Origin of the sequence: Paractinoplanes bogorensis (assembly GCF_018829635.1) — a bacterium.
Classification (GTDB): domain Bacteria; phylum Actinomycetota; class Actinomycetes; order Mycobacteriales; family Micromonosporaceae; genus Actinoplanes; species Actinoplanes bogorensis.
On the sequence record NZ_JAHKKG010000008.1, the window covers coordinates 32,796 to 58,141 of the forward strand.

Genomic DNA, 25,346 nt, shown 5'->3' on the forward strand with positions numbered 1-25,346 from the left:
CCTTGTCCGGGGCTGGTACGCGAGCGTACCGTGCAAAAGGTACGGATTCGGAGTGTCGGAGGTGGACGATGACCACTGTCCTGCCCGATGGCCCGAGCGGCCCCCGCGTCGTCCAGGCGCTGCGGTTCGCGATCTCCCGGCGGCACGCCATGGAGCGGCTCCGCCGGCGGTACGGGTCGGCCTTCACGGTCGAGTCGATGAACCTCGGGCGGATGGTCATGCTGGCCGACCCGGCCGAGGTCCGGGAGCTCTTCCAGACCCCGCCCGACGTGGCCGACACACCGGACGCGAACCTCGGCTCGGTGCTGGGCCCCGGATCGTTCTTCGCGATCACCGGGGACGAGCACCGGCGGCAGCGCAAACTGCTCACTCCTCCGTTCCACGGGCGCCGGCTGCGGGCGTACGAGGAAATGATCGAAGAAGAGACGCGGCGGGAGACGGCGTCATGGCCGGAGGGGCGGCCGTTCCCGGTGATGCCGTCGACCATGCGCATCACGCTCAACGTGATCCTGCGCGCCGTCTTCGGAGCCGACGGGGCCGAGCTGGACGAGCTGCGCCGGTTGCTGCCCCAGGCCGTACGGCTGGGGTCGGTGCTCGCCGTGCTGCCGGTGCTGCGCCGCGACTGGGCGGGATACGGTCCGGGCGCCCGGTTCGATCGTCACCGGAAGCGCTACGACGAGATCGTCGACGTGCTCGTCGAGCGGGCCACGGACGATCCGCGCCTGGCCGAGCGGGACGACGTGCTGGCCATGCTGGTGCAGGCCCGCTACGACGACGGTTCGCCGATGAGCCGCGCGCAGATCGCCGACCAGCTGCTCACCCTGCTCACGGCCGGGCACGAGACGACGGCGACCACCCTGGCCTGGGCCGTCGAGCGGCTGCGACGGCACCCCGACGTGCTGAAGAAGCTGGACGACGACGCGTTCCTCGACGCGACGATGATCGAGGTGCAGCGGGTCCGGCCGGTGATCGAGCTGACCTCACGCCAGGTGCGCGCCGAGTCGCTCACGATCGGCCGCTGGACGCTTCCCCGGGGCACGGTGGTCACGGCGTGCATCGCGCTGCTGCACGACGACGGCGAGCTTTTCGCCGAGCCCGGCCGCTTCGACCCGGAGCGCTTCGCCGGCCCGCGGGCCGACCTGGCCGGGTGGATCCCGTTCGGCGGTGGCGTGCGGCGCTGCATCGGGGCGGCGTTCGCCTCGCTCGAGATGCGGGTGGTGCTGCGCACGATCCTGCGCGATTTCGTGCTCGAGCCGACCACCGACGCGCCGGAACGCGCGCACAGCCGCGGCATCGCGGTGGCCCCGGCGCGGGGCGGCGTCGCGGTGGTGCGACGCCGCCCCGTTCAGCCGACTAGAAGTTCCCTTCGGTGTTGCACTTCGCCTTCTGCGTGATGCAGTTCTTCACGCGCTCCCCCTGGGCCCGGTTGTCCCAGGCCATGAACGCGTCACCGTGCATCGAGGAGGCCATGCCGGACGCCAGCCGGAAGCCGGCCGGGGTGCCGCTGGTCGGGTAGGCGATGAGGAAGGACAGGTTGGGGATGGCGACCGGGTAGTCGCCGCGGCAGGTGCCGTCGTAGCTGTAGGACACGTGCGCCTTGTGGGTCGGGCTGTCCAGGTTGCGGCCGTCCCAGCAGTCCTGGAAGACCAGGTGGAACATCAGCACCGCGGTCGGGGCGCAGACCGGCCAGTTGCCGTCGGCGCTGCGGCCGATCTGACCACCGGGGCCGGCGCAGTAGAACGCGTTGACCGAGCCGTCCGGGGTCGGGGTCTGCAGCTTGGCGTCGCCGGCGATCATGCGGAAGCCCTGGGGGAAGGGCACCGTGACCGACGGGTCGGTGAGCCGCGATCCGTAGTAGACGACCACGTCCTTGGGCTCGATCACCTGGTCACCCTGATAGAGCGTCGGGATCCAGTACGCCGACAGGTCGGGCGACGGGCGGCAGCTGGTGCCGGCGTTGGCCAGCAGCGTCTGGGTCGTCGTAGCGGCGTTGGTGCTCGTGTTGCCGAGGAACGAGTGCATGTGCGAGGCGCCGGCCATGCCGGGGAAGACGATCGGGTCGTCCGGCTTGGAGTGGCTGTAGGCGCAGGTCGCGTTGAATTCCGGCACCCGTACGGTGTTGGCCGGCACCGCCCGCGGGGTCAGCGCCCGATATTGGGCGAGCTGCGCGTTCCAGGCCGCGGCGTCGATCGGCACCCACCCGGCGCCGCTGCTCGCGCCGCTGCCGAACGAGAACCAGTTGATGTTGACGAAGTCGCCGCCGGTGCTGTTGCGCAGCACGGCGAAGACGCTGCGGACGCCGCCCGGGGACGAGGCGGCGGTGGCGCTCAGCGTCGACCAGGCCTGCCAGCCGCCGGTCGAGGTGATCGCGAACTGGGCCAGCAGCGGCCCGGTGGCCGAGCCGGTCCGCAGCTCGATGCGCCCGCCGCCGACGGCCGAGGCCACCCGCGCCGAGACCGGCAGCGAGCCGGCCGCGCCGAGGTCGACGTTGTCGTAGCGCAGCCAGTCGCCCTCGGCCAGGTAGGCGACATTTTGCCCGCCGCCGCTGTCGGCAGTGGCCTCGACCTGGGCGCCGGACTGGGCCGCGTACGCCTCGGCCTGCACCGTGACGGTCGCCGCGTTCGCCGGGCCCGAGCTCGCGACGAGGACGGTCGCGGCGGCGGCGAGGGTCGCGACGAGCAGACTACGGATTCTTGGGGATGAATGCATGACGCTCCCTTCAGGGAGTGGGGGATCGGGTGCTCCCGGAGTATCGGCGTGAGAAAGCGCTCTCTCAACATTCGCAACCTTTGATCTTCGCCATGTGCGGAAACAAGCGCTGATACTCGGGAAGCGCTTCCCGAGCCTGACCGTTCGAGGTCGGCGCGCGATCGGCCGACGCCGGTGCCTCGCCTGTGCCGCCGTGCCCGGCGCCGAAGCCGTATCGATCAGCCTGACCGGAGAAGACGGACCGGCCACCTTCTCCGGCGACCCGGAGGCCGTCAAGGCTTTGTCGCTCGAGTTGCCGATCTCGGCCGAGGTCACCGGCACCCTCGACATCTACGGCCGCGCCGGCGACGAGTTCGAGGACGAGGACGCCGTACGGGCAAAAGCCTTTGCTGGCTGGGCGGCCGTGGCCATCGCGAACGCCCACGCCTATTTCCACGCTGTCACCCTGGCCGCCCAGTTGCGTGAGGCGATGTCCAGCCGGGCCGTGATCGAGCAGGCCAAGGGCGTGATCATGGCGCAGCGCCGGTGCAAGCCGGACGAGGCGTTCGCCTTTCTGACCAGGGCCTCGCAGGACAGCAACCACAAGGTGCGGGACGTGGCGGCTGCGCTCGTCGCCGATCTGGCCCCCGTACGTAGGGGAGTGAACTAGTACTTTTGGTTGGCAGCCGACTGGTCGTTCGGGTAGCGTCCGGCTAATCGGTGAAGAAGGCGCCGAGCCCGACGTGCGATTACGCCGTCGCGGTTCGACGCGCTCGCCCGAGGGTGTCCCGGCCGCGGCAGCGTGCTGTGGAGGAGACCCGTGACCACACTTACCCGACAGGTCACCGAGGAGGACGTGCGGGCCACCGCGCTCCTCGAGGCCATGGCCGCGCTCCCCGAGGACCACCCGGACCGCCCGGCCCTGCGCGCGCAGGCGATCGAGGCCTGGCTGCCGATGGCCAACCGGCTCACCCGCCGCTACGCCCAGCGCGGCGAACCGTTCGACGACCTGGTCCAGACGGCCACGGTCGGCCTGATCAAGGCGATCGACCGCTACGACCCGGACCGCGGCGTCGAGTTCGTCGGGTACGCCATCCCGACGATCCTCGGCGAGGTCAAGCGCTACTTCCGCGACCGCAGCTGGACGATGCGCATCCCGCGCCGGCTCCAGGAGCTCCGCATGGCGATCGGCGCCGCCCGCAGCGAGCTCGAGCACACGCTGACCCGCGCGCCGACCGTGGCCGACCTCTCGGCCCACCTCGGCGCGGGCGAGGAGGAGATCCTGGAGGCGCTCGAGGCCGGTCACGCCTATCGTCCCGACTCGCTCAGCACCCCGATCGGTGACGAGGGCGGCGCGCAGCTGGGCGATGCGCTCGGCGGGGAGGACGCCGGCTATGCCCGCACCGACTTCGAGGTTTCGTTGCCGCCCGCCATGGAATGCCTGACCGAGCGCGAGCGCACCATCGTGATTCTCCGGTTCTACGGCGAACTGACCCAGACGAAGATCGCCGAGCGGATGGGCGTCTCGCAGATGCACGTGTCGCGGATCCTGGCGCACGCGTTGCGTAAGTTACGTGCTGAACTGAACGGTGACGGCTGAGAGGTGGCCCGGATGGATGCGTTCGAGGAGCTCGGGCGCATCCGGCTGAGCGAGACCTCGCTCGACGAGGTGCTGCTGCGGGTGGCCACGCTGGCCCGCGAGGCGATCGGCGGCGTCGACGCGGCCTCGGTGACCCTGGTCGGCGCCCGCCGCTCGGGCAGTGCCGCCTGCACCGGTGACCTGGCCAAGGTGCTCGACGAGTGGCAGTACGAGAACGAGGGTGGTCCCTGCCTCGAAGCGGCGGCGACCACGACGGTCGTCTCGGTGCCCGACACCACCACCGAGGAGCGCTGGCCGGCCTACCTGAAGCGGGCCACCGCGGCCGGGGCGCGCAGCATCCTGTCGGTCGGCCTGCCGGTGCAGGAGGTGGTCACCGGCGCGCTCAACCTCTACTCGCTCGAGCCCGCCGCGTTCGACGCCGAGGCGATCGCGGTCGCCCAGGAGTTCGCCGGCTTCGCGGCGGTCGCCCTGGCCAACGCGCAGTCCTACGACGAGACCGCGGCGCTGGCCCGGCAGATGCGCGAGGCGATGGCCCAGCGGGCCACCATCGAGCAGGCCAAAGGCATCATCATGGCCGAGCAGCGGTGCACGCCGGACGAGGCGTTCGAACGGCTGAGCAAGCTGTCGCAGCACGCCAACCGCAAGCTCCGCGACGTCGCCGCGGCGCTGGTGGCCCGGGCGTCCCGGCCCCGGTAACGTCGGCCGGGTGAAGATCGGCGTCAATCTCCCGCAGACCACGAACTACGACCTCGCGAACGACGTGACCACGTTCGCCCGCGAGGCCGAACGCCTCGGGTACGACAGTCTGTGGGCGTACGACCGGCTCCTGATGCCCGAGGACCAGAGCGGTGCCCACGGCCTCTACGGGATGCCCGGGGTGCCGTGGCCGGTGCGCTACGGCGAGACGACCGACCCGCTGGTCACGCTGACCTTGGCCGCCGCCGTGACCGAGCGGGCCGAGCTGGGCACGGGCGTGCTGGTGCCGCCGCTCTACACGCCTGTGCGGCTGGCCAAGTCGCTGGCCGCGCTCGACACCGCGAGCGGCGGACGGCTGATCGCCGGGCTCGGCGCGGGCTGGTCGTCCGACGAGTTCGAGGCGGCGGCGCCCCGGCCGATCGCCGAGCGGGGCGCCGCGCTCGACGAGTTCCTCGACGTCGCCGCCGCGGTGTGGGGGCCCGACCCGGTCACGTACGGCAACGGGCGTTACCGGATCGCGCCGGCCCGGATCAACCCGAAGCCGGCCCGGCGCATCCCGGTCGTGCTCGGCGGGGCAAGCGAGGCGGCGTTGCGGCGGATCGCCCGGCGGGCCGACGGGTGGCTGCCCACCGGGATGCCGGCCGCGCGGGTCGGGGAGACGCTGGCCCGGCTGCGGGAGATGGCGGCGGGTCACGGCCGGGACCCGTACGGGATCGGGGTGATCTTTCAGGTCGGTGTGCGCGACCTGACGCAGCTGGAGCGGGCCGTCGACGACATCGCGGCGCTGGCCGAGGCCGGGGTGGAGCACGTCTATGTGACGCTGCCGTCGGCCGCGAACCACCTGGACGAGTTGCTCGAGGCCGCGGCGCGCCTCCGCGAGGCTCTGCCCGCGATCCGGCAAGATCACTGAGTGCTGCCCGACGAGGACTACTACGACACGTCGAACCTGACCGAGCGGCAACGTCAGGTTCTGGCCGTGATCCAGCGGTGGGCGCAGCGCCACGGCTACTCGCCGTCGACCCGCGAGATCGCCGACGAGCTCGGCCTCGTCTCCGCCTCGACCGTGGGACGGCACCTGCGCGCCCTCGAGGAGCTCGGATTTCTGCGCCGGGGGCGGGCGACCCGGCCGATTGACGTACGGATGTTCCTGAACCCGGTGCCCCACCAGCGCTCCGAGCCGACGGTCGGGGTGCCGGTGCTGGGCGACATCGCGGCCGGCACGCCGATCCTGGCCGAGCAGAACTCCGACGAGGTGCTGCCGCTGCCGCGCGACCTGGTCGGCCGGGGCACCCTGTTCGGGCTGCGGGTCCGCGGCGACTCGATGATCGACGCGGCGATCTGCGACGGCGACATCGTCGTGGTGAAGCAGCAGCCCGAGGCGTTCAACGGCGACATCGTGGCCGCCATGATCGACGAGGAGGCGACGGTGAAGGTGTACCGGCGCCGGGGCGGTCACGTCGTGCTGGAGCCGCGTAACCCCGCCTACCCGGACATCGACGGCGACCATGCGGTCGTACTGGGAAAGGTTGTCTCAGTTCTGCGCCGTACGTAGCGGTTCCTCCGCCAGGCACGTTCGGTTGCGGCCGCCGGCCTTGGCCGCGTAGAGGGCGACGTCGGCGCGCGCGACGAGATCGTCCGAGGTCTCCTCGTAGTCCCACACCGCCATCCCGGCCGAGAAGGTCTGATCGAGCGGCGTCACGTCGCGCAGCCGGTCGACGACGCCCATCGCGTCCTCGATCGCCGAACCGGTCAGCAGCAGGATGAACTCCTCGCCGCCGTAGCGGGCCAGCAGGTCGTAGGCGCGCAGCTCCTGCTCCCAGGCGCGGGCGGCGGTCTGCAGCAGGCGGTCACCGGCCGGGTGGCCGTAGGTGTCGTTGAACGCCTTGAAATGGTCGAGGTCGATCATGCAGACGGCGACCGGGACCCGGTCGGCCGCGGCCCGGCGCAGGAAGGCCGGGAACTCCTCGCCCCAGACCCGGCGGTTGGGCAGGCCGGTCAGCTCGTCGCGCCGGGACAGCTCGCGCACCAGCTGGGCCTGCCGCTCGGACTGTCGCAGCAGCTGGGTGAAGCGGACCATGACGAGCAGGAACATGATCGCCGACCCGATGCCGATGGCCAGCCCGTCGACGATGCCGTCGGTGAGCTCCTGGGTGATGAGCAAGGCGGGCGACATCAGCATGGCCAGGGTGAGCCCGGCTAGCTGCGGCCGGCTCAGGTGCGACACCGAGCCCGCGCCCCCGCCGTCGCCGCGCACCTGGGGCCAGAGGATCGCGAGCGTGAGCACGAGCAGCGAGAGCTGGTACTCGACGTTGATCGCCCGGTTGACCCACGCGATGTCGGCCCAGCCGTCGTTGAGGTTGCGCAGCAGCACCCAGGCGCAGTCGCCGGCCAGGTAGCCGCCGATCGCGATGGCGACCAGCGTCGGCGCCCGGCGTCCCTCGCGGCCGTTGCTGCGCACCAGCACGATCGTCATCGCCAGAAGCAGCAGGTCGGCGACCGGGTAAGCGGCGGCGACCAGCCGGCTCGTCATCGAGGTCGAGTCGTCGCGCAGGCTCGGCGCGATCGCGTACGACCAGGCGAGCAGCCCGATGCCGGCGGTGACGGTGAACGCGTCCACGACCGCGGCCCAGTCGATGCGACGCTGCGACTGGCGGACCATCAGCACCAGGCCGGCCGCCACGATCGGGTAGAACGCGAGATAGAGCAGGTCGGCGACGTCCGGGAGGTCGCCCGGCACCCAATCGAGGCCCACCACGGTGGAGAGGGTCGCCATCGCCGTCGCGACCAGCGCCAGGACGAAGCAGAACCAGGGCGCCCGGTCGCGGGCCGGCACGAAGCGCAGGCCCACCAGCATGGCGCCGGTCATGACGAAGTCGGGTGCGAGCTGGAGGCCCCTCGCCCAGCCACCGTTCTCGGGCGCGTAAAGATAGGCGGCGGCCGCGATCGTGATCGCGGTTCCGTAGATCCACCAGCCGCGTCTGCTCATCGGCTCACGCCTCGCGCCCGGTGACACCCCACGGTCCAGCCATCGGCCGGTTCGGGGCAGAACTTAGTCACTCGCCCGTTTTGGTATTCAGTGAGTGGAAAGTCCGAAGGCGGCGAACTGGATCAGGTAGAGGACCAGGCCGAGTCCGATGCTGATCGCCGAGGTGATGCCGAAGGCGGTCCAGTACGGGGTGCCCGGCATGCCCATCCGCTCGGCCTTGCGGGCCCGGCGCGCGGCCGAGATGCTCCCGGCGACAAAGGCGAACAGCGTCCACAGCACGACCGGCCACACGGACGGCGTCCGGACCCCCGGCCCGGCGAAGGTGACCGTCTGCTGGCCGCCCTGCGACGGGTAGGCCGGCGCGGGCGCGGCCCCGAACAGCGGGCGGGCCGACGGACGCTCCGAGGCCTGGTACCGCTGGGCCAGGCCCGGGCCGCCGCCCTGGAGCGGGGCCTGGTGCACGTGACGCGCGGCGGCCGGCGTAGAAGGGCTGAGCCAGGGCTGGCTGGTCGTACGCGGTTCGGCGGTCACCGTCGTCTCCGTCCGTGAAGTGGTCGCAAGCTTCGTTGCGGGTCACTTCGGCAGACGGGCCGCCGCTATGAGGTTTCGGTCACTCTCTGCTGTGATTCGATCACCTTCGGCCACCGCCGTTGCCCTGACCGTCCCCGCCCGCGTTCCCGCCGGCCGGCAGACCCGTGTTCGGGTCGGTGACGATCGGCGGGGTGACGCCGCCCGGGTTGTTCGGGTCGACGCCGGGCGGGCAGACGGTGCCGCCCAGGATGCAGCCGTTGGCCGGGGGCTCGGGCAGCGGGTCGAGGCCGTTGCCCTTCTTGTTCGGGTCGCCGACCTTGACGTCCGGCGGGAACGAGGTCTTCTCGGCGTCCAGGGCCTTGTTGGCCAGGTCCATGAAGACCTTCCAGGTGTCACCGGGCGTCGAGCCGCCGGTCATGCCCTTCTTGGTGCCGGGCTTGTAGATCGGCATGAGCTGCATCTTGTCCTTGACGACCTTCTCGCGGCCGATCCAGACCGTGGCGGCCAGATGCGGGGTGCCGCCGACCCACCACGCGTCGCCGTTCTCGCCCGACTTGCCGTCCTTGTACTCCCAGGTGCCGGACTTGCCGATGGCGTCGTAGCCGCTGCGCAGGTTCTGGCCGTTCTTGCCGGGGATCTTCTGCAGCACGGTGTCGATCGCCGCGACCACACCGGGGTCGAAGGCCGGCACCGCCTTGATCCGCTCGGTGTGGAAGGTCGTGAACTTGCCCGTCTTCTCGTCGCGCTCCTGCACCGACTTCACGAAGTGGGCCTTGACGTAGCGGCCCTCGTTGGCCAGCGTGGCCACCCCGTTCGCGTGGTCAAGAGCGGTGATCGCGTACTGGCCGTAGCCGATCTCGTTGCCGTACTGCTTCAGTTCGTCGCCCTTGGGCTTGTTGAGGTCGATCCGGGCGCCGATCTTGGTCGGCGAGGAGATGTACTGGATGCCGGCCTTGTGCGCCGCCTGGGCCACCTTGTCCGGGCCGAGCGCCGCGGCCAGGTGGTAGAAGGGGAAGTTGTACGACTGGACGGTCGCCTCGGCCAGCGGGCAGCGCCGCTTGTCGCAGGTGAAGTTGGTCCGGCTGGAGTTGTTGATCGCGTCGCCACCGACCTTCTTGGCGTCCGCGTCCCACGTCGTGTCCAGGCCGTAGCCGTCGCTCAGCGCGGCCAGCAGCGTGTAGACCTTGAACGACGAGCCCGGCGGCCGTCCGCCGCCGATGAAGTCGCCGTCGCTGTTGTAGTTCGGGCCGGCGTAGTCCCAGCCCACGCCGTCCGGGCCGCCGTAGTAGGCGAGCACGTGCCCGGTCGGCGGGTCGACCGCGACCAGGGCTGTCTTGTACGTCGCGTCGAGCTTGCGCAGCGGCGACTTGTCGCTGGTGCGCATCGCCGCGGTCTCGGCCGCCTGCTGCACCGCCGGGTTGATCGTCGTGGTGATCCGCAGACCACCCTTCTTCTGCTTCTCGTCGCTGACGCCCATGGCGCGCAGTTCCTGCTTGACGAACTTGACGATCTTGCCGGTGGCCTTGTCGTTACCGCAGGAGGTGCGGCACGCGTCCGGGTCGAACTTCTTGAGGGTGGTCGGGTACGCCGCGGGCAGCGTCTTGATCCACCCCTTCTCCAGCATGTTGTTGACCGTGTACTGCCAGCGGATCTTGGCGTCGGGCAGGTTGTTCTGCGGGTCGTAGCCCTTGTGCGTCTTCGACGGCTCGGGCTGCTTGATCACCGAGGCGATGACGGCGGCCTCGCCCGCGGTGATCGCGCCCTTGGTGCCCGGCTTGGTCAGTGACGAGCGGCTCGGGCCGAAGTAGGCCTTCACGGCGGCCTCGATGCCGTAGGCGCCGCGGCCGAAGTACACCGAGTTGAGATAGCGGCCCAGGATCTCGCCCTTGGAGTACTGGTCCTCCATCTTGCGGGCGATCACGGCCTCGCGCAGCTTGCGGTTGTAGCTGATCTCCTTGAGCTCGGCGGCGTGCCGGGCGTACTGCTGGGTGATCGTCGAGGCGCCCTGCTGGTCGCCGCCGGTGAAGTTGTTCCAGGCGGCGCGGGCGATGCCCTTCATGTCGATGCCGCCGTGGTCGAGGAAGTTCTTGTCCTCGGCGGCCATCACGGCCTGGCCGATCACCGGGTTGATGCTCTGGTACGGGACCTGCTGGCGGGTCGAGTTGCCGATCGTCGCGATCTGCGTCTTGTTGTCGGCCGCGTAGATCTGGGTGACCTGGTCCTCGGCCACCGGCTCGGTGAACTTCACGTCGTCGAAGAAGTAGGCGCCACCGACCACGCCGGCGCCGAGCACGATCACGAGCACGGCCGCGGCGACGGTGAACAGGTTGGTGCGGCGGCGCTTCTTGGCCGCCTTGGCCTGGTCCTTGACCCGCTTGGGGCTGGGCCCCTCGCCGGGCTGCTGGGGCTTGACCGACGCCCGGGCCACGGCGGCGCTCGCGCCCACCTTGGCGGCACCTGCGGGTGGCCGGGCGGCGCCCACGGACGCGGAGCCCACCGATGCGGAGCCCACGGATGCGCGGCCGCCCACGCTCGCCGAACCCACGGATGCGCGCCCGCCGACCGAGGCGCGGCCACCGGCGGCGGGGACAGGTGCAGAACCGGGCACACTCGCCCGCGCGCTCGCGGACTGCGGATCTCCGTAGGGGTTCATCTGTCCTCGTCGTCGGCGAAGTGGATCTCTTTATTACACGACACAGTCAAGATCGGACAATGCGACGGCCGCTCTTGAGAGCTTCGGAGAGACATCGTAAAGGTGACCACTGGCCGTTCGGGGGTAAAGATTCACCCGGGCCGCTGTCCCAGGCGCTCCGGGCTGGGCGTCTCCGGATCGGCCGCCGGTCGCGAGTGGTCAGTGACACAGCCTTTGACAAGCGCGTCATCATCGTCATGAATCCGACGTAAAGCGGCGCAAAGGGGCGCGTAGATCGCCGCCCGTGTTGTGGTGACTTCAGTGCGTGTTCCGGCGCGTCGAGCGCGTCCCGGGCCCGGCTCCGAGTCCTTTCCGGCTTGTCCGGCGCCCCGGATCGCGCATCAGTGAAAAGGAAGTATCGGGTGATGGTCGCGTAGTGGTGCGTACGGCGTAATTGCCGTACGCACCCTGGGAAATCGCCCGGTCACTGAGGGAGATCGGCGCCGGACTGCTCCTTGACCATGTAATCGGCGTACCAGTCGGGCCAGCCCGGATCCGCGACGCCGGTGCGGGCCTCGTGCTCACCGTGCGCGGCGGCGGCCCGGCGCAGGGCGGCGGCCAGATCCGCGGTGCTCCCGAACGCGGTCACCGACGGATCCACCCGGCCCGGTAGACGGCTGGTGACCTCCTGCAGGATCCAGCCGTTGCCGTCCGGGTCGTCGAACGACACGAACGAGCCGTAGCTGCCCCGCTGCGGGGCGGGCCCGGGGACCCGGCCGTCGGTGCCGCCGTGGTGGAACACGCCGCCCTCGTCGTGGAAGACCTCGCTCGGCTCGGCGCCGGCCCGCTTCAGCTCGTCGCGCGCGGCCTCGATGTCGGTGACGACCAGCTGCAGACCCTCGGCGGTGCCCGGGGCCTGGGCGGTCACCAGATGACCGAAGATGACCGAGGCGGGCGATCCGGGCGGGGTCACCTGCACCACCCGCAGGCCCTCGGCGGTGGCGAAGTCGGCGTCCAGGCGCCAGCCCAGTCCGGTGTAGAACTGTTTCGCCCGGTCGACGTCCGAGACCGGCACCACGACGACTTCCAGCTTCATGTCCATGACAGCGCCTCCTGCGCTCGTACGGGAAGAAACCGACCCGTCGAGACTGTCGCCCGCGCGACCCGGGCACATCGGGGCGTGCCTCTGGTGCGAACCCGGGCACTCATCCGCTGACGAGCCGGCGCAGCGCCAGCTGGGCGGCGGGGCGGTAGAGCAGCACGGCCGGCGCGGGTCCGTCGATGGTCAGCGTGGTGCGGGTGCCGGCCGCGGTGGCCTCGACCCGGTGCAGCAGGATCAGCGACACGCCAGCCGCGGAGACGAGCCACGACCAGGACCGCGGCGGCGAGACCCGGGTGACGAGGAACGGCACGGCGAAGCCGAGCGGCCCACGGACCGTGCCGCGGGTCTGCTCGTGCAGGGTCGGCAGCGCGTAGTCGACGCCCCGGATCTGCGGCGACCATTCGGGCCAGCGGGCCGGCCGCACATAGCGGTCCCAGACATCCGCGGCCGGGCGGGGACCGGTGGCCTCAAGCGTGCGTCGCATGTCCCCATTGTCGGCCGGTACGTGGGTAACGTCCGGACGGGATGGTTGGAGCGACGGGCGGGAGGCTGCGATGAGCAACGACTTCGACGTGATCGTGATCGGTGGCGGGTCGCCGGGGGAGCACACGGCCGGGGCGCTGGCCTCGGGTGGGCTGCGGGTGGCTGTGGTCGAGCGGGAGCTGGTCGGTGGGGAATGCTCGTATTACGCGTGCATTCCGTCCAAGTCGTTGCTGCGGCCGGGGGAAGCGGTGCACGGGGCGCGCGAGGCGGCCGCCACCGCTGAGGTGGATGTGAAAGAGGCGCTGGCCTGGCGGGACTTCATGGTGTCGAACTATTCGGACGCCGGACAGCAGACGTGGCTGGACAGCGCCGGCATCACGCTGTTGCGCGGCACCGGACGGCTTGCGGGCACAGGTGTGGTCGAGGTCGACGGGGTGCGGCACACGGCGGATCACGTCGTGATCGCGAACGGGGCCGACCCGATCGTTCCGCCGGTGCCGGGGCTGCGCGAGCTCGACGGGGTCTGGACCAACCGCGAGGCGACCGGGATGAAAGAGGTGCCGCGCCGGCTGATCGTGCTCGGGGCCGGGCCGGTGGGGGTGGAGATGGCCCAGGCCGTACGCCGGTTGGGTGGCGAGGCGGTTATCGCCGGGCGGGGCGATCGGGTGCTTCCCCGCGAGGCCCCCGCACTGGGGGACGGGCTCGGCGAGGCGTTGCGGGCCGACGGGGTCGAGCTGGTGCTGGGGCCGGCTGCGGTCGGTGCGCGCCGCGACGGGGACGACTTCGTGCTCAGCCTGGACGACGGGCGGGAGTTGCGCGGCGACAAGTTGCTGGTGGCCACGGGGCGGGCTCCCCGCGTACGGGAGCTGGGGCTGGAAACCGTCGGCGTGCAGGCCGGGGACCGGGGCATTCCGGTGGACGGGCGGCTGCAGGCGGCCGAGCGGCTGTGGGTCGTGGGCGACGCGACCGGGTTGTGGATGTTGACGCACGTGGGGAAGTACCAGGGTGAGGTGGTGGCGGACAACATCCTGGGACGGCCCCGCACGGCGGACTACACGGCGGTGCCCCGGGTGGTCTTCACCGACCCGCAGGCGGCGGCGGTGGGGGCGACCGAGGCGCCGGTGAGTGCGACGGTGCCGCTCGCCGAAGTGGCGAAGACCGCGACCTACACACACGCGTACGCGGAAACGCCTGGCTTTTTGACCTTGCTCAGCGACGGCGAAGTGCTCGTGGGTGCGTATGCGCTCGGGCCCGAGGCCGGGGAATGGCTGCAGCAGGCCACGCTCGCCATCCGGGCCAGGATCCCGCTGGCCGTGCTGCGCGACACGATCCAGCCGTTCCCGACGTTCTCGGAGGCGTTCGTGGCCGCGCTCAGTCGTCTTTGATGCCGGCCGTCTCGTCCAGCTCCTGCAGGAGGTCGTGGGCGGCGATCTCGATGCCCTTGTGCCGCCACTCCGAGGCGCGGTAGACGCAGGCGATCAGCCCGCTGCGGTGGACCCGGCGCAGATCGCCGTAGACGAAGGCGTAGCGGGCCTTGGTCTCGTCGGTCGCGCCGTCGGTGAGGGCCAGGTGCCAGGCCGCGTAGTCGTCCCAGGAATGCTTCTCGAGGAAGGCGTTCTCGGCGTCGGCGCGCGGCTGGACGCTGCCCCAGTCGCTGTCGAGCGTGTAACGCTTCGCCTGGATCAGCTCGCGGGCCTTCGCCACGGCCGCTTTGTTGACCTCGTATTTGGCCATGGGGTGCCTTTTCCCCGTTTCGAGCGCGACCAGTCGGTTCCTAGCCTCCTAGGATGCCGTACGGGTTGTGCTCCCGCCCTGCACCACCCCGAACCCGCACGTCGGCGTCCCCGGCGCCGATGAACATGCCTGTCGGAGAAACATCGGGCGGGGGAGACAGAGAGATGGTGTCGTCGGTCATCGAGCCACGTCACGTCGCGGCCGGGGATTACCGGTCCGCGGTCGGTGACGTGCCCGAGGTACTCGAACTGGTCGCGGACGTCTGCCAGGCGCCGATGGTCGCGCTCAAGGTCGCCGACGAGGCGCACGCGCACTTCGCGGCCACCTTCGGCATGCCGATCGCGGTCGACGTGCCCAAGTCGCGCTCGCTGTGCGACATGGTGGCCGGCCGCAACGCCGTCATGGTCGTCGACGACGCGCCGCACGACCCGCGCCTGGCCGACCACCCGCTGGTGTCCGGTTCGGCCCACGTCAACTTCATCGCGGCCGCACCCCTGCGCCACGACGGGCACATCGTGGGCGCGCTGTGCGTCTTCGACAACGGCCGGCGTGGCCTCGACGCCGACACGACCCGCCGCTACCTCGAGCGCCTGGCCCGGCGGGTCGACGCCGAGACCGGCCTGCGGCACCTGATCGACCACCGGTCGCCGCTCGAACTGGCCGGCCGCGAGGACATGCTGGCCACGATGTCGCACGAGTTCCGGACGCCGTTGAGCGCGATCCAGGGCTACGTGGAACTGCTCACCGGCGTGCCCGGCGCGGTGCCGCCCGCGTTCGCCCGCCAGCTCGACGCGATCAGCCGCAACGCCGGCCGCCTGTGCCGCACGGTCGACACCCTTCTGCGCGCGGCCCAGCAGCACCATCACGAGCCGGTCGGCGACCGTCGCACGGTGGACCTGGCCTGCGTGACCGGTTCGGTGGCGGCGTCGCTCGGCCCGGCCGCGTCCCGCATCGTGCTGACCGGAGGATCACAACCGGTTCCCGTGTACGCCGACCCGCAGTTGCTCGAGGTGGCCATCGGTCACCTGCTGAGCAACGCCCTCGGGTTCAGCGACGCCGATCAGCCGGTCGCCGTGTCGGTGGTCGGTGGTCCGCGCCCGGCGCTCGAGATCCGCGACCACGGGCCCGGACTGGGCGAGCAGGAGCTGGCGATGCTGGGGACGCCGTTCTTCCGGGGTTCGGAGGCCCGGCTGAACGAGCTGCCCGGCATGGGGCTGGGGCTGGCCGTGACCCGGCGCATCATCCAGGCGCAGGGGGCCGACCTGCAGTTCACCACCCCGCCCGGCGGTGGCCTGGCGGCGCGCATCGTCTTCTGACGGTTTCCGTCCGGCCGGTCCAGGCCTGACGGTTTCCGTCGGGCCGGTCCCGGGCATCTTCAGGGGCATGTTCCCCGCTGAGAACCTGCGCGACTGGCGCGGCGAGAAGGTCATCGACCCTGGCGACAACAAGATCGGCGACCTGGAGGCGGTCTACGTGGACACCGCCACCGACGAGCCGGCCTTCGCCACCGTACGGGTCGGGTTCATCGGCCGGCACCGTCTGGTCTTCGTCCCGCTGGGCGGGGCCACGGTGCGGCCGGACGCCGTGCGGGTGCGGTACGACAAGAAACTGGTGGGGGACGCACCCGCGATCGAGCTGGACGGGGAGCTGGCGGCGGCGGACGAGCCGCAGATCTTCGCCCACTACAACCTGCCCTATCAGCTGGGCGCGGCCGGGGAGCGGCGTCTTGCCCGCCGCTAGAGTTCGGCGCATGAGGTTCCTTCGTCCCGCCGCTCTGACGCTGGCCGCCGTCGGTGTCGCGTCGCTGCTGAGTGGTTGCATGCAGGACGCGATCTGCGGTTCCGACGACTATCCGGTGCTGCAGACGGGCGGAACGGGCCGGCAGTGCGTGCCCAAGAATGAGGAGCCGCCGGCCGGGTTCGCGCGTTTCCCGTCCGGCCAGGAGCCGAAGCACGTGGACGATGAGTGGGACGTCTATTGGCGCACGCACACCGTCGACGACACCGGAAAGACCATCACCGCCTGACCCGTCGGTCTGGCGGGTCGTCGGGCTGGCGGGTCGCCGGGCTGCCGGGTCGCGGGGCTGCCGGGTCGACTGACTAGTCGGGCTGCCGGGTCGCCGGGCTCAGAGCGATCCGCGCTCGGCCACGACCGCGGCTGCCTCGCGAGCCGCGCCTTCATACTGGCTTCGGCGGAACGTGAAGGGGCCGAAGCTTCCGTAGTCGCGCTGCGGGCGGAACGGCTGCCCGAAACCGCGCCAGGTCACCACGTCGTCGCCCATCAGCACCTGAGACTCCAACGGCCAGCAACCGACTTCGCCGCAGTCGCAGCCGAGAAGAGCGATCACGCCCCGGTTCGCCCAATAGGCGGAGTCGGGCTGTCCGGTGAGGTATGCGGTCACGTCGCCGAACTTGAAATGATCGAGCACGACGCCGGCGTACGCGCCCGGAACATCGAAGCCGGCCGCGCGCTCGTAACCCGAGACCAGGTCGACCAGGCTCACGCCGTCGACGAAGGGCAGCAGCTCGCGAGCCGGGTCGGGGCCGTCGCCCCACAGGCGCACGTCGAACCGGACTCGTCTGACCAGAGGCAGGGAAGGCACACGTCAAGTGTCCTCTCGGTGAGTGTGCCGCCGTGGTCGGTGGCGGTGAGGCGGCACGCTGGCGTGTCAGAGCAGTGCGTGGGCGGCGGCCAGGCGGTTTTCGGCGGGGCGGGGTGAGTGGTCGCCGCTGATGTTGTCGGCCCACGTCAGCAGTCGGTGCAGGTGCGGGTCGGTGGGGGGCTCGGTGGTGCCGGGGTCGCCGAGGGCGATCTCGCCGGTGGTGCCGTCGAGGGTGACGAGTGTTCCGGCGGTCAGGGCGGCGAGGTCGCCGGCGCCGACCACGGCGGGCTTGCCGAGGGCGCGGGCGACGATCGCGGCGTGACTGGCCAGACCGCCACGCGCGGTGATGACGCCGGCTGCGGCGGCCAGGCCGTGCATGTCGAGCGGTGAGGTCGTCGGGCGTACCAGGACGGACCGGCCAGGTGTGCGCGCTGCGGCGTCGGCGGTCAGGGTGACCCGGCCGGTGGCCACGCCGGGGGAGGCGCCGCGACCGCGAGCCACGATGTCGCCGGGTCGCATGCGGGGTGTGGCGGCGCGCGCGATCTCGGGGGTGATGCGGCGGACGGCTTCCGGTGGGGTGATGAGGCCTTCGTCGGTCAGGTCGACCGCGGCTCGTACGGCGGCTTGCGGGGTGAGGCCGCCGGGGCGCGCCTGGAGCAGCCACAGGTGGCCGGACTCGTAGGTGAACTCGACGTGGCAGACGTTGCGGTAGTGCTGTTCGAGCCGGGTCAGGGCGCCTGTCAGTGAAGCCCAGACGGCCGGCTCGCGGGTGGCCAGCGACGTCAGCGGCAGGGTGTCGGCCGAGCCGGAGACGACGGCGTCGCCGCGACGGCCGAAGAGCACGTCGCCGTAGGGGTGGGGTGCGCCGGTGGCCGGGTCGCGGCTGAAGGCGACGCCGCTGCCGCTGTGGTCGTCGCGGTCGCCGTAGACCATGGTCTGCACGATCACGGCGGTGCCGAGGTGGTGCGGGATGCCGCGCAGTTCGCGGTAGGTGACGGCGCGCGGGGTGTTCCACGAGGCGTAGACCTCGGCCACGACCGGGGCGATCGGGCCGCGCACGTCGAGGACGGTGTCCATCATGCCCGGCATCGACACGGCCGCCCCCGAGCGCACCGACACCGCGGCTGCGCCGAGCCGCTCGGCGGCACGGGCGACCGCACCGGGGTCGCGCAGGGCGGTGTCGACGCCGATCACGAACCCGGCCGGCACCGGCAGTCCGAGCCGCATCAGCTCGTTCAGCCCGACGGCCTTGGCGCCGATCTCCGCGGCCGACCGGCGATTGCCCGCACCAAGAGCCGAGATCACGAGCGGCCCGACCCGATAGCGGCAGTCGGCGTCACGAAGCGACCGGACTCGAAAGCGGCAGCCGGCATCACGAGTGGCCGTTCCCGAGACCGGCAGCGGGCGGCACGGCACCGAGACCGGCAGCGGGCGGCACGGCACCGAGACTGAGCACCGTGGTCGCCACCGCGACGTGGTCGATCCGGAAAGCGCGGCCGGACATGCCACGCGGCCGGGCCGGGGTCATGAGCGTGGGATTCCGAGTGTGGCCAGCAGGTCTTCGTGCAGCTGGAACCAGATCACGTGGTACGAGGTCATGCTGTCGGTCAGTTCGCCGGTCGCGCCCTCGTGGGCTCGCAGCAGCGCATCGTCGAGCCGCTGCCGGTAGCGGTCGAACCGGGGCAGCGCCGACAGCACCGGCTGGACGCGGGCGTTCAGGTCGGTGAAGCGCGCGAGGAATGTCGTGACCGGAGCGCCGGGGCCGAGCTGCCAGGCCGAGCAGAGGTCGAGCAGTTCGGGGTTGAGCACCAGGAACGTCTCGTAGGCCGACGTGACCGCCGGTCGGGCGCCGGCCGCGTCGAGGGCGGCGGCCGTCTGGGTCGCGTCCCGTGCCTGGCCGGCGTCGGTGAGACCCCAGGCGCCGTGGGAGCGGGTCACCAGCCCGTCGACGGCCAGGTCGATCAGCGCCGACTCGGTCTCGGCGGCGGGGAGCCCGGCCGCGTCGGCCAGACGGTCCAGTTCGGCGTGGCCGATGCAGCGCAGGGTGTGCAGCACGGGGTTCATCGGGCGACCCCGGCCGCGTGTCCGGCGCCGCGTCCGTCGGCCCGGGCGATGATGTGGCCGGCCTCGACGCGGACGGCCGACTCGGTGCCGGCCGCGACGGGTGCGCCGACGGCGGCGGCGATGACGCCCTGGTCGTCGAGGACGATGCGGGGCGGCACCGGCCCGACGACCCGCTGCAGGCAGGCGGTCAGGTCGGTGATCCGCAGGCGTAGGAGGGCACCGGTCTCGGCCGGGTCGTCGGTCACGAGGGCCACCGTGACCGTGTCGGTGGGCCGGGCGGCGCGGACCGCCTCTTCGGCCGCTTCGAGTCGTTCGCTGCCGAGCACGACGACGAGGCCGTCGAGGCCGTCGACGGTCCACGGTTCGCGGACCGGGTGGGCCGCCGGCACGTACGGCAGATGGGGTGGATCCCACTCGTCGGCGAGGTCGAGTGTGGCCAGGTGACGGCAGGCCCGGGCGACGTCGAACGGGTCGCCGAACCCGGGCGCGGTCTCGGCCAGGTGGGCGGCGCCGTCGAGCATGGTGAGGACGAGTTCGGAGAGGCGGACCTTTCGGCCGGCGCCGAGCGACTCGAGGGCGACGGCCAGCAGCAGGGCTTCGAGCCGGGCCAGCTGGGCGAGGGTGCCCCCGTCGGCCACTCCGGTCAGGGATCGGCTCTGCAAGCGTCCGGCGGTGAGATCGTCGGTGGCCAGCGGCAGCCGCTCGAGCCAGACCCGGGCGAACGCCTCGACCGCCGAGGGCACATCAACGGGGTTGGGAGCAACGGTCTCGGAAGGGGAGGACAGGGAGGCGAGCAGGACGGCCAGATAGAGCGAGCGTTTGCTCGGGAAGTTCGAATAGACCGCCCCGCGGGTCAGGTCGGCCCGCTCGGCGATCCGGTCGACCTTGGCCTCGGCAAACCCGAAGTGGGAGAACTCCCAGCGCGCGGCCGTCAGCACCGCGCTCTTGGTGCGTGCCTGCTGTTGCGACCGGGTCAGCCTCACGACCGGAAGCATACTCCGACCATCCCGATGATCGGAACATCTGAAACGAGGAGTATCGGAAGGCGGATCAGAGGCGGGTGGCGGCCAGCACGAGGCCGGCCAGCTCGCGCGAGCGGCTGTGCGGCGGCCAGGCGATCACGGTCGTGACCAGGGGTGCGTCGAGCACGGGGACGACGGCGATGTCGTCGGTGAGCTGGCTGCGGCACGACTCGGGGAGTACCGCCACGGCCCGCCCCAACGAGATGAGTTGCAGCAGCTGGGTGTGATCGTGCACCTCGGGACCGGTGCCCGGGGGATAGTCCCCCATGCGGGAGGGCCAGCGCGGAAGCGGCAGATCCGCTGTGTCGGACATCCGGATCGACGAGCGCGTGGACAGCGCGTGCCCGAGAGGAAGCAGCAGCACCTGGGACTCGGTGCCCAGCTCCTCGTAGTCGAAGCCGGCCGTCGAATCGAACGGCAGGTGCAGCAACGCCACGTCGGCGCGCCCGTCACGCAGCAGCTTCTCCTGCTCGCCGACCCGGCACAGGACGACGTCGACTGCGGTCGAACCCGGCTCCGACGCGTACGCGGAAAGCAGTTTGGCCAGGATCTCCCCGGCGGCGCCGGCCTTGGACGCGAGCACGATTCCGGGGGTTTCCGAGGCCCTTCGCGTACGCCGTTCCGCCGCCTCGACCGCATCGAGCGCCGCCCGCCCCTCCCGCAGCAGCACCGCACCCGGTGCGGTCAGCTCGACGGCCCGGCTCGTCCGGTGGAACAGTTCGACCCCCAGCCGCCGCTCGAGCTGGCTGATCGCCCGGGACAGCGGTGGCTGGGCGATGCCGAGCCGGGACGCCGCCCGTCCGAAGTGCAGTTCCTCGGCCACGGCGACGAAATAGCGCAGCTCCCGCGTTTCCATACCGCCAAGGTATCGCTGCCGACCCAGACGGTGTTGGCCGCGAAGCCGCCCCGGGCGAACCATTCAAGGCATGAGCAATCAGACAACCGCGCTGGTCACCGGCGCGAACAAGGGCATCGGGTACGAGATCGCGGCCGGGCTCGGCGCGCTCGGCTGGCGGGTCGGCGTGGGCGCCCGCGACGACGCCCGCCGCGAGACTGCGGTCGAGAAGCTGCGCGCGGCCGGTGCCGACGCGTTCGGGGTGCCGCTCGACGTCACCGACGACGCGAGTGTGGCCGCCGCCGCCGGTCTTTTCGATCGGCTGGACGTGCTGGTCAACAACGCGGGCATCACCGGCGGGATGCCGCAGGAGCCGACCCTCGTCTCGCCCGGCATGATCCGTACGGTGGTCGAGACCAACGTCATCGGCGTCGTCCGGGTCACCAACGCGATGCTGCCGCTGCTGCGCCGCTCGGCCTCGCCGCGGATCGTGAACATGTCGAGCACCGTGGGCTCGCTGACCCTGCAGGCCGCGGACAACGGGCAGACCGGGCCGATCTCGGGGGCGTACGCGCCGTCGAAGTCCTACCTGAACGCCATGACGATCCAGTACGCCAAGGAACTGAAGGACACCAACATTCTGATCAACATGGGCTGCCCGGGTTTCGTGGCGACCGACCTCAACGGTTTCCGCGGCCACCGCACGCCGGCCCAGGGCGCGCAGATCGCGATCCACCTGGCCACGCTGCCCGACGACGGCCCGACCGGCGGCTACTTCGACGACAACGGCCCGATCGCCTGGTGACTAAGGCTTGCGCCCGACGGCGGTCCACACGTTGATGTCGGAGCGGGGCGGGATCTCGTCGCCGGGGCCGGGCCGCCACTCGCTGGCCGGCACGATGCCCGGCTCGACCAGCTCCAGGTTGTCGAACAGCGCGGCGAACTCGTCCTGCGGCCGGGTCCACACGTCGGACCGGCCGGTCTCGACCAGCTGCTGGTAGAGGGCCTGCTGCTCGGGGGTGCCGAAGTCGGACGTGGCGTGGGTGGCGACCAGGTAGCTGCCCGAGGGCAGGGCGTCGAGCAGCTCCCGCACGATCGGCCGGGCGGCGCCGTGCCCGTGCACGAAGTGCAGCACCGCGATCAGCATCAGCCCGACCGGCTCGTCCAGGTCGAGGGTCTCGAGCAGCATCGGATCCTGCAGGATGGACTGCGGCTGGTTCAGATCCTTTTCCAGGTACGCCGTACGGCCGGCCGGGCTGCTGTTGAGCAGGGCGCGGGCGTGCACCATGACCAGGGGATCATTGTCGACATAGACGATCCGCGCCTCGGGGGCGATGCGCTGCGCGACCTCGTGGGTGTTGTTCGCGGTCGGCAGGCCGGTGCCGATGTCGAGGAACTGGCGGATGCCCGCCTCCTCGGCCAGGAACCGGGTGGCCCGTCCGAGCAGCGCCCGGTTGGCGATCGCGCCCGCGCGCACCTTGGGGAAGTGTTTCTCCAGCTCGTCGCCCGAGGCCCGGTCGGCCGCGAAGTGGTCTTTGCCGCCCAGCCAGTAGTTGTAACGGCGGGCCGGGTGCGGCACGGTCGGGTCGAGACCCGCGGGGGCGGCGCTGCTGTGATCCACAGCGGAACAATAGCGCCGCCACCACGGGATTGTCCCGCGTGGATCCAGCGGCGGGGGCTGCTTGACGGGCGCTGCCACCTTGAGGGCGTGCCGACTCGCCGCGAGCAGGAACACCACGAGCAGATGCGGCCGCGCTGGGAACATGCGGCCGTCGTCGGACAGCATTTCGGGTTCGGGCCGGCCACCGGTCTCTACCGGTCCCACCACTGGGGCAAGAGGTACCGCTATCTCTACCTGTTCGAGGGGGGTCTCGCGTTGCTCGACCCCAAGGGGCGCACCACCGATCACGTCGCCTGGGCCGAGATCGTGTCCGCGGACTGGACCTGGATGTCCCACGACTCGGGCGGCAGCAGCACGACCGGCCACCGCCTGGAGACGGCCACCCGCACGATCAAGCTGAACAACACCTACGGCAACGCGGACGACCTCTACTGGCCCGTCGGCGGGATGCTGCGCGCGTTGTCGGCCACGATCGACGGGATCCTGCCCGTCTACCCGTCGCTCAACGAGGCGCTCACCACGGCCATCGTGCAACCGCTGGCGGCGCGGGCCCTTCTGCGCCTCGACGCCGGCGAGACGTTGATGTTCGGCAAGACCCGCGTCGACCGGTACGGGATCACGTACGGGAAGAAGATCGTCGCCTGGCATGCCGTCGAGTCGTGGGAGACCGATTCCGGGCGTCTCAAATTGCGACCCCGGCTGGCCACTCTGGACCTCAGCGTCATCCCGGGGGGCTGGGTGCTCGTCCACATCCTGGCGGCGCGTTGCCCGGGCCCCGCCACGACCTGAGGCGAGGAGGCAGCGATGAAGGGACTCGTGTACGGCGGTCCGGGGCAGCGCTCGTGGACGGACGTGCCGGATCCGGAGGTCCGGGACCCGCGCGACGCGATCATCCGGGTCGACGCCGTCACCATCTGCGGCACCGACCTGCACATCCTCGGCGGTGACGTGCCCACCGTCGACTCGGGCCGGGTGCTCGGGCACGAAGCGGTCGGCACGGTGGTCGAGACCGGAAGCGGGGTGTCCGGACTGCAGGCGGGCGACCGGGTGCTCGCCTCGTGCATCTCGGCCTGCGGCATCTGCGCCTACTGCCGGCAGGGCGCGTACGGGCAGTGCCTCGGCGGGGGTGGCTGGATCCTCGGCCACCTGGTCGACGGGGTGCAGTCGGAACACGCCCGGATCCCGTTCGCCGACCTGTCCACCTACAAGCTGCCCGAGCAGGTCGGTGACGAGGCGGCGGTGCTGGTGGCCGACATCCTTCCCACCGCGTACGAGGTCGGCGTGCTCAACGGTCAGGTCAAGCCGGGTGACACCGTGGTCATCGTGGGCGCCGGGCCGATCGGGCTGGCCGCCGTGGTGGCCGCGCGGCTGTACTCACCGGCCCACATCGTGGCCGTCGACAAGGCCGAGAGCCGTCTGCAGGCGGCCAAGATGTTCGGCGCCGACACCACCATCACGGCCGGCACGCAGGACATCGGCGAGGCCGTGCGGGCGATGACCGGCGGGCTCGGCGCGCACGTGGTGATCGAGGCGGTCGGCACGCCGGAGACGTTCGAGCTGTGCACGACGCTGGTGCGCCCGGGCGGCCGGGTCGCCAACATCGGCGTCCACGGCCAGTCGGCCACGCTGCACCTGGAAGACCTGTGGATCCGCGACATCACGATCACCACCGGTCTGGTCGACACGTTCTCGACGCCGCGGCTGCTCGACATGCTGATCGCCGGCCAGTTCGACCTCGGCCACATGATCACGCACCGCTTCGGCCTGGACGAGTTCATGCACGCGTACGACGTCTTCGCCGACCCGGCCCACTCGGGGGCGCTCAAGGTGCTGCTGACCCGGTAGGAACATGCCGTCCCTAGTGGACTGTTGCGGCAGCGTCGCTCCGCCCTACGGGCGATAGGCGTGCGACCAGGGATTGCGCTCATGCGGTGGCGGGGAGTTACGTGGAGTCGCTCAATCTCCGCCGGGTGCGAACAGAGAGCGGCGATGTTGAAGACTGTGATCGACCGGAACCTCGACACCGGCATCACGACGGTGCACCTCGACGGTGCGCTGTCGGCTGCCACCGTGCCCGAGGTCGGCACCGCGATCGCCAAGGCCGCCGCCGAGTGCCCGTCGGCCGTGATCGTCGACCTGGCCGGCCTCTGCCACGACGCCGATCCGCTGCTGAGCGTCTTCGCCACCATGACGCACGACGCCCAGCTGCACTGGGGGGTGCCGGTGCTGTTGTGCGAGGCGGCCGACGGCGTACGGGAAGGATTGGACGCTTTTCGCACGTATGTGGCGCTTTATGAGGACAGCTCGCTCGCGTCGCTGGCGGTGCACGCGAACGTGCCGCGCTGGATCCGCCGGCACCTGCCACCCGACCGGGGCAGTGCCGCCGTGGCCCGCAACGTGATCGGGGAGGCCTGCCTGACCTGGGGCCTGGCCGAGCTGCGGAGCTCGGCCAGGCTGGTCGCCAACGAACTGGCGGCCAACGCGATCGTGCACGCCGGCGGCGAGTTCGATCTCACCGTCGTGCACACCGGCCGCTACCTGCGGATCGCCGTGCAGGACGGCAGCACGACGATGCCACGCCTGCCCGGGGAACCGGCCGCCACCAGCACGCTGATGCGGCCGGGTTCCGGGCGTGGCCTGCGCATCGTCGCCGCGTCCTCGACCCACTGGGGCGCCACCCCGGTCGCCGGCGGCAAGATCGTGTGGGCGCTGCTGCAGTCCTGACGGTCGGCTACGATAGTTGTATCTTC

The 25,346-nt window shown here is 71.2% G+C and carries 28 protein-coding genes; 14 read left to right on the forward strand and 14 right to left on the reverse strand.

Annotation, left to right across the window (positions count from 1 at the left end; genetic code table 11):
• The first annotated feature begins 68 nt into the window (after positions 1 to 68).
• Positions 69 to 1,394, forward strand: coding sequence for a cytochrome P450 (locus KOI35_RS25660; RefSeq protein WP_215790970.1), 1,326 nt, complete (start codon positions 69 to 71; stop codon positions 1,392 to 1,394).
• Here KOI35_RS25660 and KOI35_RS25665 read toward each other — a convergent pair.
• On the reverse strand, positions 1,354 to 2,709 hold the full coding sequence (locus KOI35_RS25665) for a DUF1996 domain-containing protein (protein WP_215790972.1): 1,356 nt from the start codon (positions 2,707 to 2,709) through the stop codon (positions 1,354 to 1,356). The genes KOI35_RS25660 and KOI35_RS25665 overlap by 41 nt on opposite strands.
• 193 nt (positions 2,710 to 2,902) lie before the next feature.
• On the opposite strand from KOI35_RS25665, the gene KOI35_RS49010 reads away from it, so the two are divergent.
• The 5 genes from KOI35_RS49010 (at position 2,903) to lexA (ending at position 6,536) form a co-directional block, all read left to right on the forward strand.
• The gene (locus KOI35_RS49010; RefSeq protein WP_215790974.1) at positions 2,903 to 3,358 is read left to right on the forward strand and encodes an ANTAR domain-containing protein; all 456 of its coding nucleotides are present in this window, start codon (positions 2,903 to 2,905) and stop codon (positions 3,356 to 3,358) included.
• 213 nt (positions 3,359 to 3,571) lie between these two features.
• Positions 3,572 to 4,288: a SigB/SigF/SigG family RNA polymerase sigma factor gene (locus KOI35_RS25675; RefSeq protein ID WP_215791614.1), complete on the forward strand. Its 717-nt coding sequence runs from the start codon at positions 3,572 to 3,574 to the stop codon at positions 4,286 to 4,288.
• Positions 4,289 to 4,300: 12 nt separating this feature from the next.
• Complete coding sequence (locus KOI35_RS25680) at positions 4,301 to 4,984, forward strand: GAF and ANTAR domain-containing protein (protein ID WP_215790977.1); 684 nt, start codon at positions 4,301 to 4,303, stop codon at positions 4,982 to 4,984.
• A gap of 10 nt (positions 4,985 to 4,994) precedes the next feature.
• The gene (locus KOI35_RS25685) at positions 4,995 to 5,894 is read left to right on the forward strand and encodes a TIGR03619 family F420-dependent LLM class oxidoreductase (RefSeq protein ID WP_215790978.1); all 900 of its coding nucleotides are present in this window, start codon (positions 4,995 to 4,997) and stop codon (positions 5,892 to 5,894) included.
• On the forward strand, positions 5,895 to 6,536 hold the full coding sequence (gene lexA / locus KOI35_RS25690; protein ID WP_215791001.1) for a transcriptional repressor LexA: 642 nt from the start codon (positions 5,895 to 5,897) through the stop codon (positions 6,534 to 6,536). It begins immediately after the preceding gene.
• Here the strand turns inward: lexA and KOI35_RS25695 are convergent.
• The 5 genes from KOI35_RS25695 to KOI35_RS25715 all read right to left on the reverse strand — a co-directional run bounded on the left by KOI35_RS25695 (position 6,516) and on the right by KOI35_RS25715 (position 12,719).
• Positions 6,516 to 7,970: a GGDEF domain-containing protein gene (locus KOI35_RS25695; protein ID WP_215791003.1), complete on the reverse strand. Its 1,455-nt coding sequence runs from the start codon at positions 7,968 to 7,970 to the stop codon at positions 6,516 to 6,518. The genes lexA and KOI35_RS25695 overlap by 21 nt on opposite strands.
• 87 nt (positions 7,971 to 8,057) lie before the next feature.
• A complete protein-coding gene (locus KOI35_RS25700; protein WP_215791005.1) occupies positions 8,058 to 8,501 on the reverse strand; it encodes a hypothetical protein in 444 nt (147 codons plus the stop codon).
• Between the two features lie 100 nt (positions 8,502 to 8,601).
• Positions 8,602 to 10,998, reverse strand: a complete 2,397-nt coding sequence (locus KOI35_RS25705) for a transglycosylase domain-containing protein (RefSeq protein ID WP_215791013.1) — start codon at positions 10,996 to 10,998, stop codon at positions 8,602 to 8,604.
• A 619-nt stretch (positions 10,999 to 11,617) separates the two neighbouring features.
• Positions 11,618 to 12,235: a VOC family protein gene (locus KOI35_RS25710; RefSeq protein WP_215791015.1), complete on the reverse strand. Its 618-nt coding sequence runs from the start codon at positions 12,233 to 12,235 to the stop codon at positions 11,618 to 11,620.
• A gap of 103 nt (positions 12,236 to 12,338) precedes the next feature.
• The gene (locus tag KOI35_RS25715; RefSeq protein ID WP_215791017.1) at positions 12,339 to 12,719 is read right to left on the reverse strand and encodes an SRPBCC family protein; all 381 of its coding nucleotides are present in this window, start codon (positions 12,717 to 12,719) and stop codon (positions 12,339 to 12,341) included.
• A gap of 70 nt (positions 12,720 to 12,789) precedes the next feature.
• On the opposite strand from KOI35_RS25715, the gene KOI35_RS25720 reads away from it, so the two are divergent.
• On the forward strand, positions 12,790 to 14,103 hold the full coding sequence (locus KOI35_RS25720; protein WP_215791019.1) for a dihydrolipoyl dehydrogenase family protein: 1,314 nt from the start codon (positions 12,790 to 12,792) through the stop codon (positions 14,101 to 14,103).
• Here KOI35_RS25720 and KOI35_RS25725 read toward each other — a convergent pair.
• Entirely contained in the window at positions 14,090 to 14,452 is a 363-nt protein-coding gene (locus KOI35_RS25725; RefSeq protein ID WP_215791021.1) for a hypothetical protein, read from the reverse strand. The genes KOI35_RS25720 and KOI35_RS25725 overlap by 14 nt on opposite strands.
• Positions 14,453 to 14,616: 164 nt before the next feature.
• Here KOI35_RS25725 and KOI35_RS25730 point away from each other — a divergent pair, with 164 nt between their 5' ends.
• From KOI35_RS25730 to KOI35_RS25740, 3 genes are all read left to right on the forward strand, one after another.
• The gene (locus KOI35_RS25730) at positions 14,617 to 15,768 is read left to right on the forward strand and encodes a GAF domain-containing sensor histidine kinase (protein WP_215791023.1); all 1,152 of its coding nucleotides are present in this window, start codon (positions 14,617 to 14,619) and stop codon (positions 15,766 to 15,768) included.
• Positions 15,769 to 15,835: 67 nt separating this feature from the next.
• A complete protein-coding gene (locus KOI35_RS25735) occupies positions 15,836 to 16,192 on the forward strand; it encodes a PRC-barrel domain-containing protein (protein ID WP_215791025.1) in 357 nt (118 codons plus the stop codon).
• Positions 16,193 to 16,202: 10 nt separating this feature from the next.
• Entirely contained in the window at positions 16,203 to 16,478 is a 276-nt protein-coding gene (locus tag KOI35_RS25740) for an SCO0607 family lipoprotein (RefSeq protein ID WP_215791027.1), read from the forward strand.
• A 99-nt stretch (positions 16,479 to 16,577) separates the two neighbouring features.
• Here KOI35_RS25740 and KOI35_RS25745 read toward each other — a convergent pair whose 3' ends face one another.
• The 6 genes from KOI35_RS25745 to KOI35_RS25770 form a co-directional block, all read right to left on the reverse strand.
• Positions 16,578 to 17,054, reverse strand: coding sequence for a hypothetical protein (locus KOI35_RS25745; protein ID WP_308121149.1), 477 nt, complete (start codon positions 17,052 to 17,054; stop codon positions 16,578 to 16,580).
• 66 nt (positions 17,055 to 17,120) lie between these two features.
• Positions 17,121 to 18,359 carry a PEP/pyruvate-binding domain-containing protein gene (locus tag KOI35_RS25750; protein WP_308121150.1) on the reverse strand — a complete coding sequence of 413 codons (1,239 nt, stop codon included), beginning with the start codon at positions 18,357 to 18,359 and terminating at the stop codon, positions 17,121 to 17,123.
• Between the two features lie 67 nt (positions 18,360 to 18,426).
• Entirely contained in the window at positions 18,427 to 18,582 is a 156-nt protein-coding gene (locus KOI35_RS25755) for a hypothetical protein (protein WP_215791030.1), read from the reverse strand.
• Positions 18,579 to 19,118 (reverse strand): transcriptional regulator, encoded by a 540-nt coding sequence (locus KOI35_RS25760; RefSeq protein ID WP_215791032.1) that lies wholly within the window; start codon positions 19,116 to 19,118, stop codon positions 18,579 to 18,581. Before KOI35_RS25760 ends, KOI35_RS25755 begins: the two co-directional genes overlap by 4 nt.
• On the reverse strand, positions 19,115 to 20,101 hold the full coding sequence (locus tag KOI35_RS25765; protein ID WP_308121151.1) for a TetR/AcrR family transcriptional regulator: 987 nt from the start codon (positions 20,099 to 20,101) through the stop codon (positions 19,115 to 19,117). Before KOI35_RS25765 ends, KOI35_RS25760 begins: the two co-directional genes overlap by 4 nt.
• A 67-nt stretch (positions 20,102 to 20,168) precedes the next feature.
• Positions 20,169 to 20,996 carry a LysR family transcriptional regulator gene (locus tag KOI35_RS25770; RefSeq protein ID WP_215791036.1) on the reverse strand — a complete coding sequence of 276 codons (828 nt, stop codon included), beginning with the start codon at positions 20,994 to 20,996 and terminating at the stop codon, positions 20,169 to 20,171.
• Between the two features lie 70 nt (positions 20,997 to 21,066).
• Here KOI35_RS25770 and KOI35_RS25775 point away from each other — a divergent pair, with 70 nt between their 5' ends.
• The gene (locus KOI35_RS25775; protein ID WP_215791038.1) at positions 21,067 to 21,780 is read left to right on the forward strand and encodes an SDR family oxidoreductase; all 714 of its coding nucleotides are present in this window, start codon (positions 21,067 to 21,069) and stop codon (positions 21,778 to 21,780) included.
• Here KOI35_RS25775 and KOI35_RS25780 read toward each other — a convergent pair whose 3' ends face one another.
• Positions 21,781 to 22,596, reverse strand: a complete 816-nt coding sequence (locus KOI35_RS25780; RefSeq protein ID WP_308121152.1) for an SAM-dependent methyltransferase — start codon at positions 22,594 to 22,596, stop codon at positions 21,781 to 21,783.
• Between the two features lie 87 nt (positions 22,597 to 22,683).
• On the opposite strand from KOI35_RS25780, the gene KOI35_RS25785 reads away from it, so the two are divergent.
• The 3 genes from KOI35_RS25785 to KOI35_RS25795 all read left to right on the forward strand — a co-directional run bounded on the left by KOI35_RS25785 (position 22,684) and on the right by KOI35_RS25795 (position 25,320).
• Entirely contained in the window at positions 22,684 to 23,385 is a 702-nt protein-coding gene (locus tag KOI35_RS25785; RefSeq protein WP_215791043.1) for a hypothetical protein, read from the forward strand.
• Positions 23,386 to 23,400: 15 nt separating this feature from the next.
• The gene (locus KOI35_RS25790; protein WP_215791045.1) at positions 23,401 to 24,441 is read left to right on the forward strand and encodes a zinc-binding dehydrogenase; all 1,041 of its coding nucleotides are present in this window, start codon (positions 23,401 to 23,403) and stop codon (positions 24,439 to 24,441) included.
• Between the two features lie 144 nt (positions 24,442 to 24,585).
• Entirely contained in the window at positions 24,586 to 25,320 is a 735-nt protein-coding gene (locus tag KOI35_RS25795; protein WP_215791047.1) for an ATP-binding protein, read from the forward strand.
• Positions 25,321 to 25,346 lie beyond the last annotated feature (26 nt).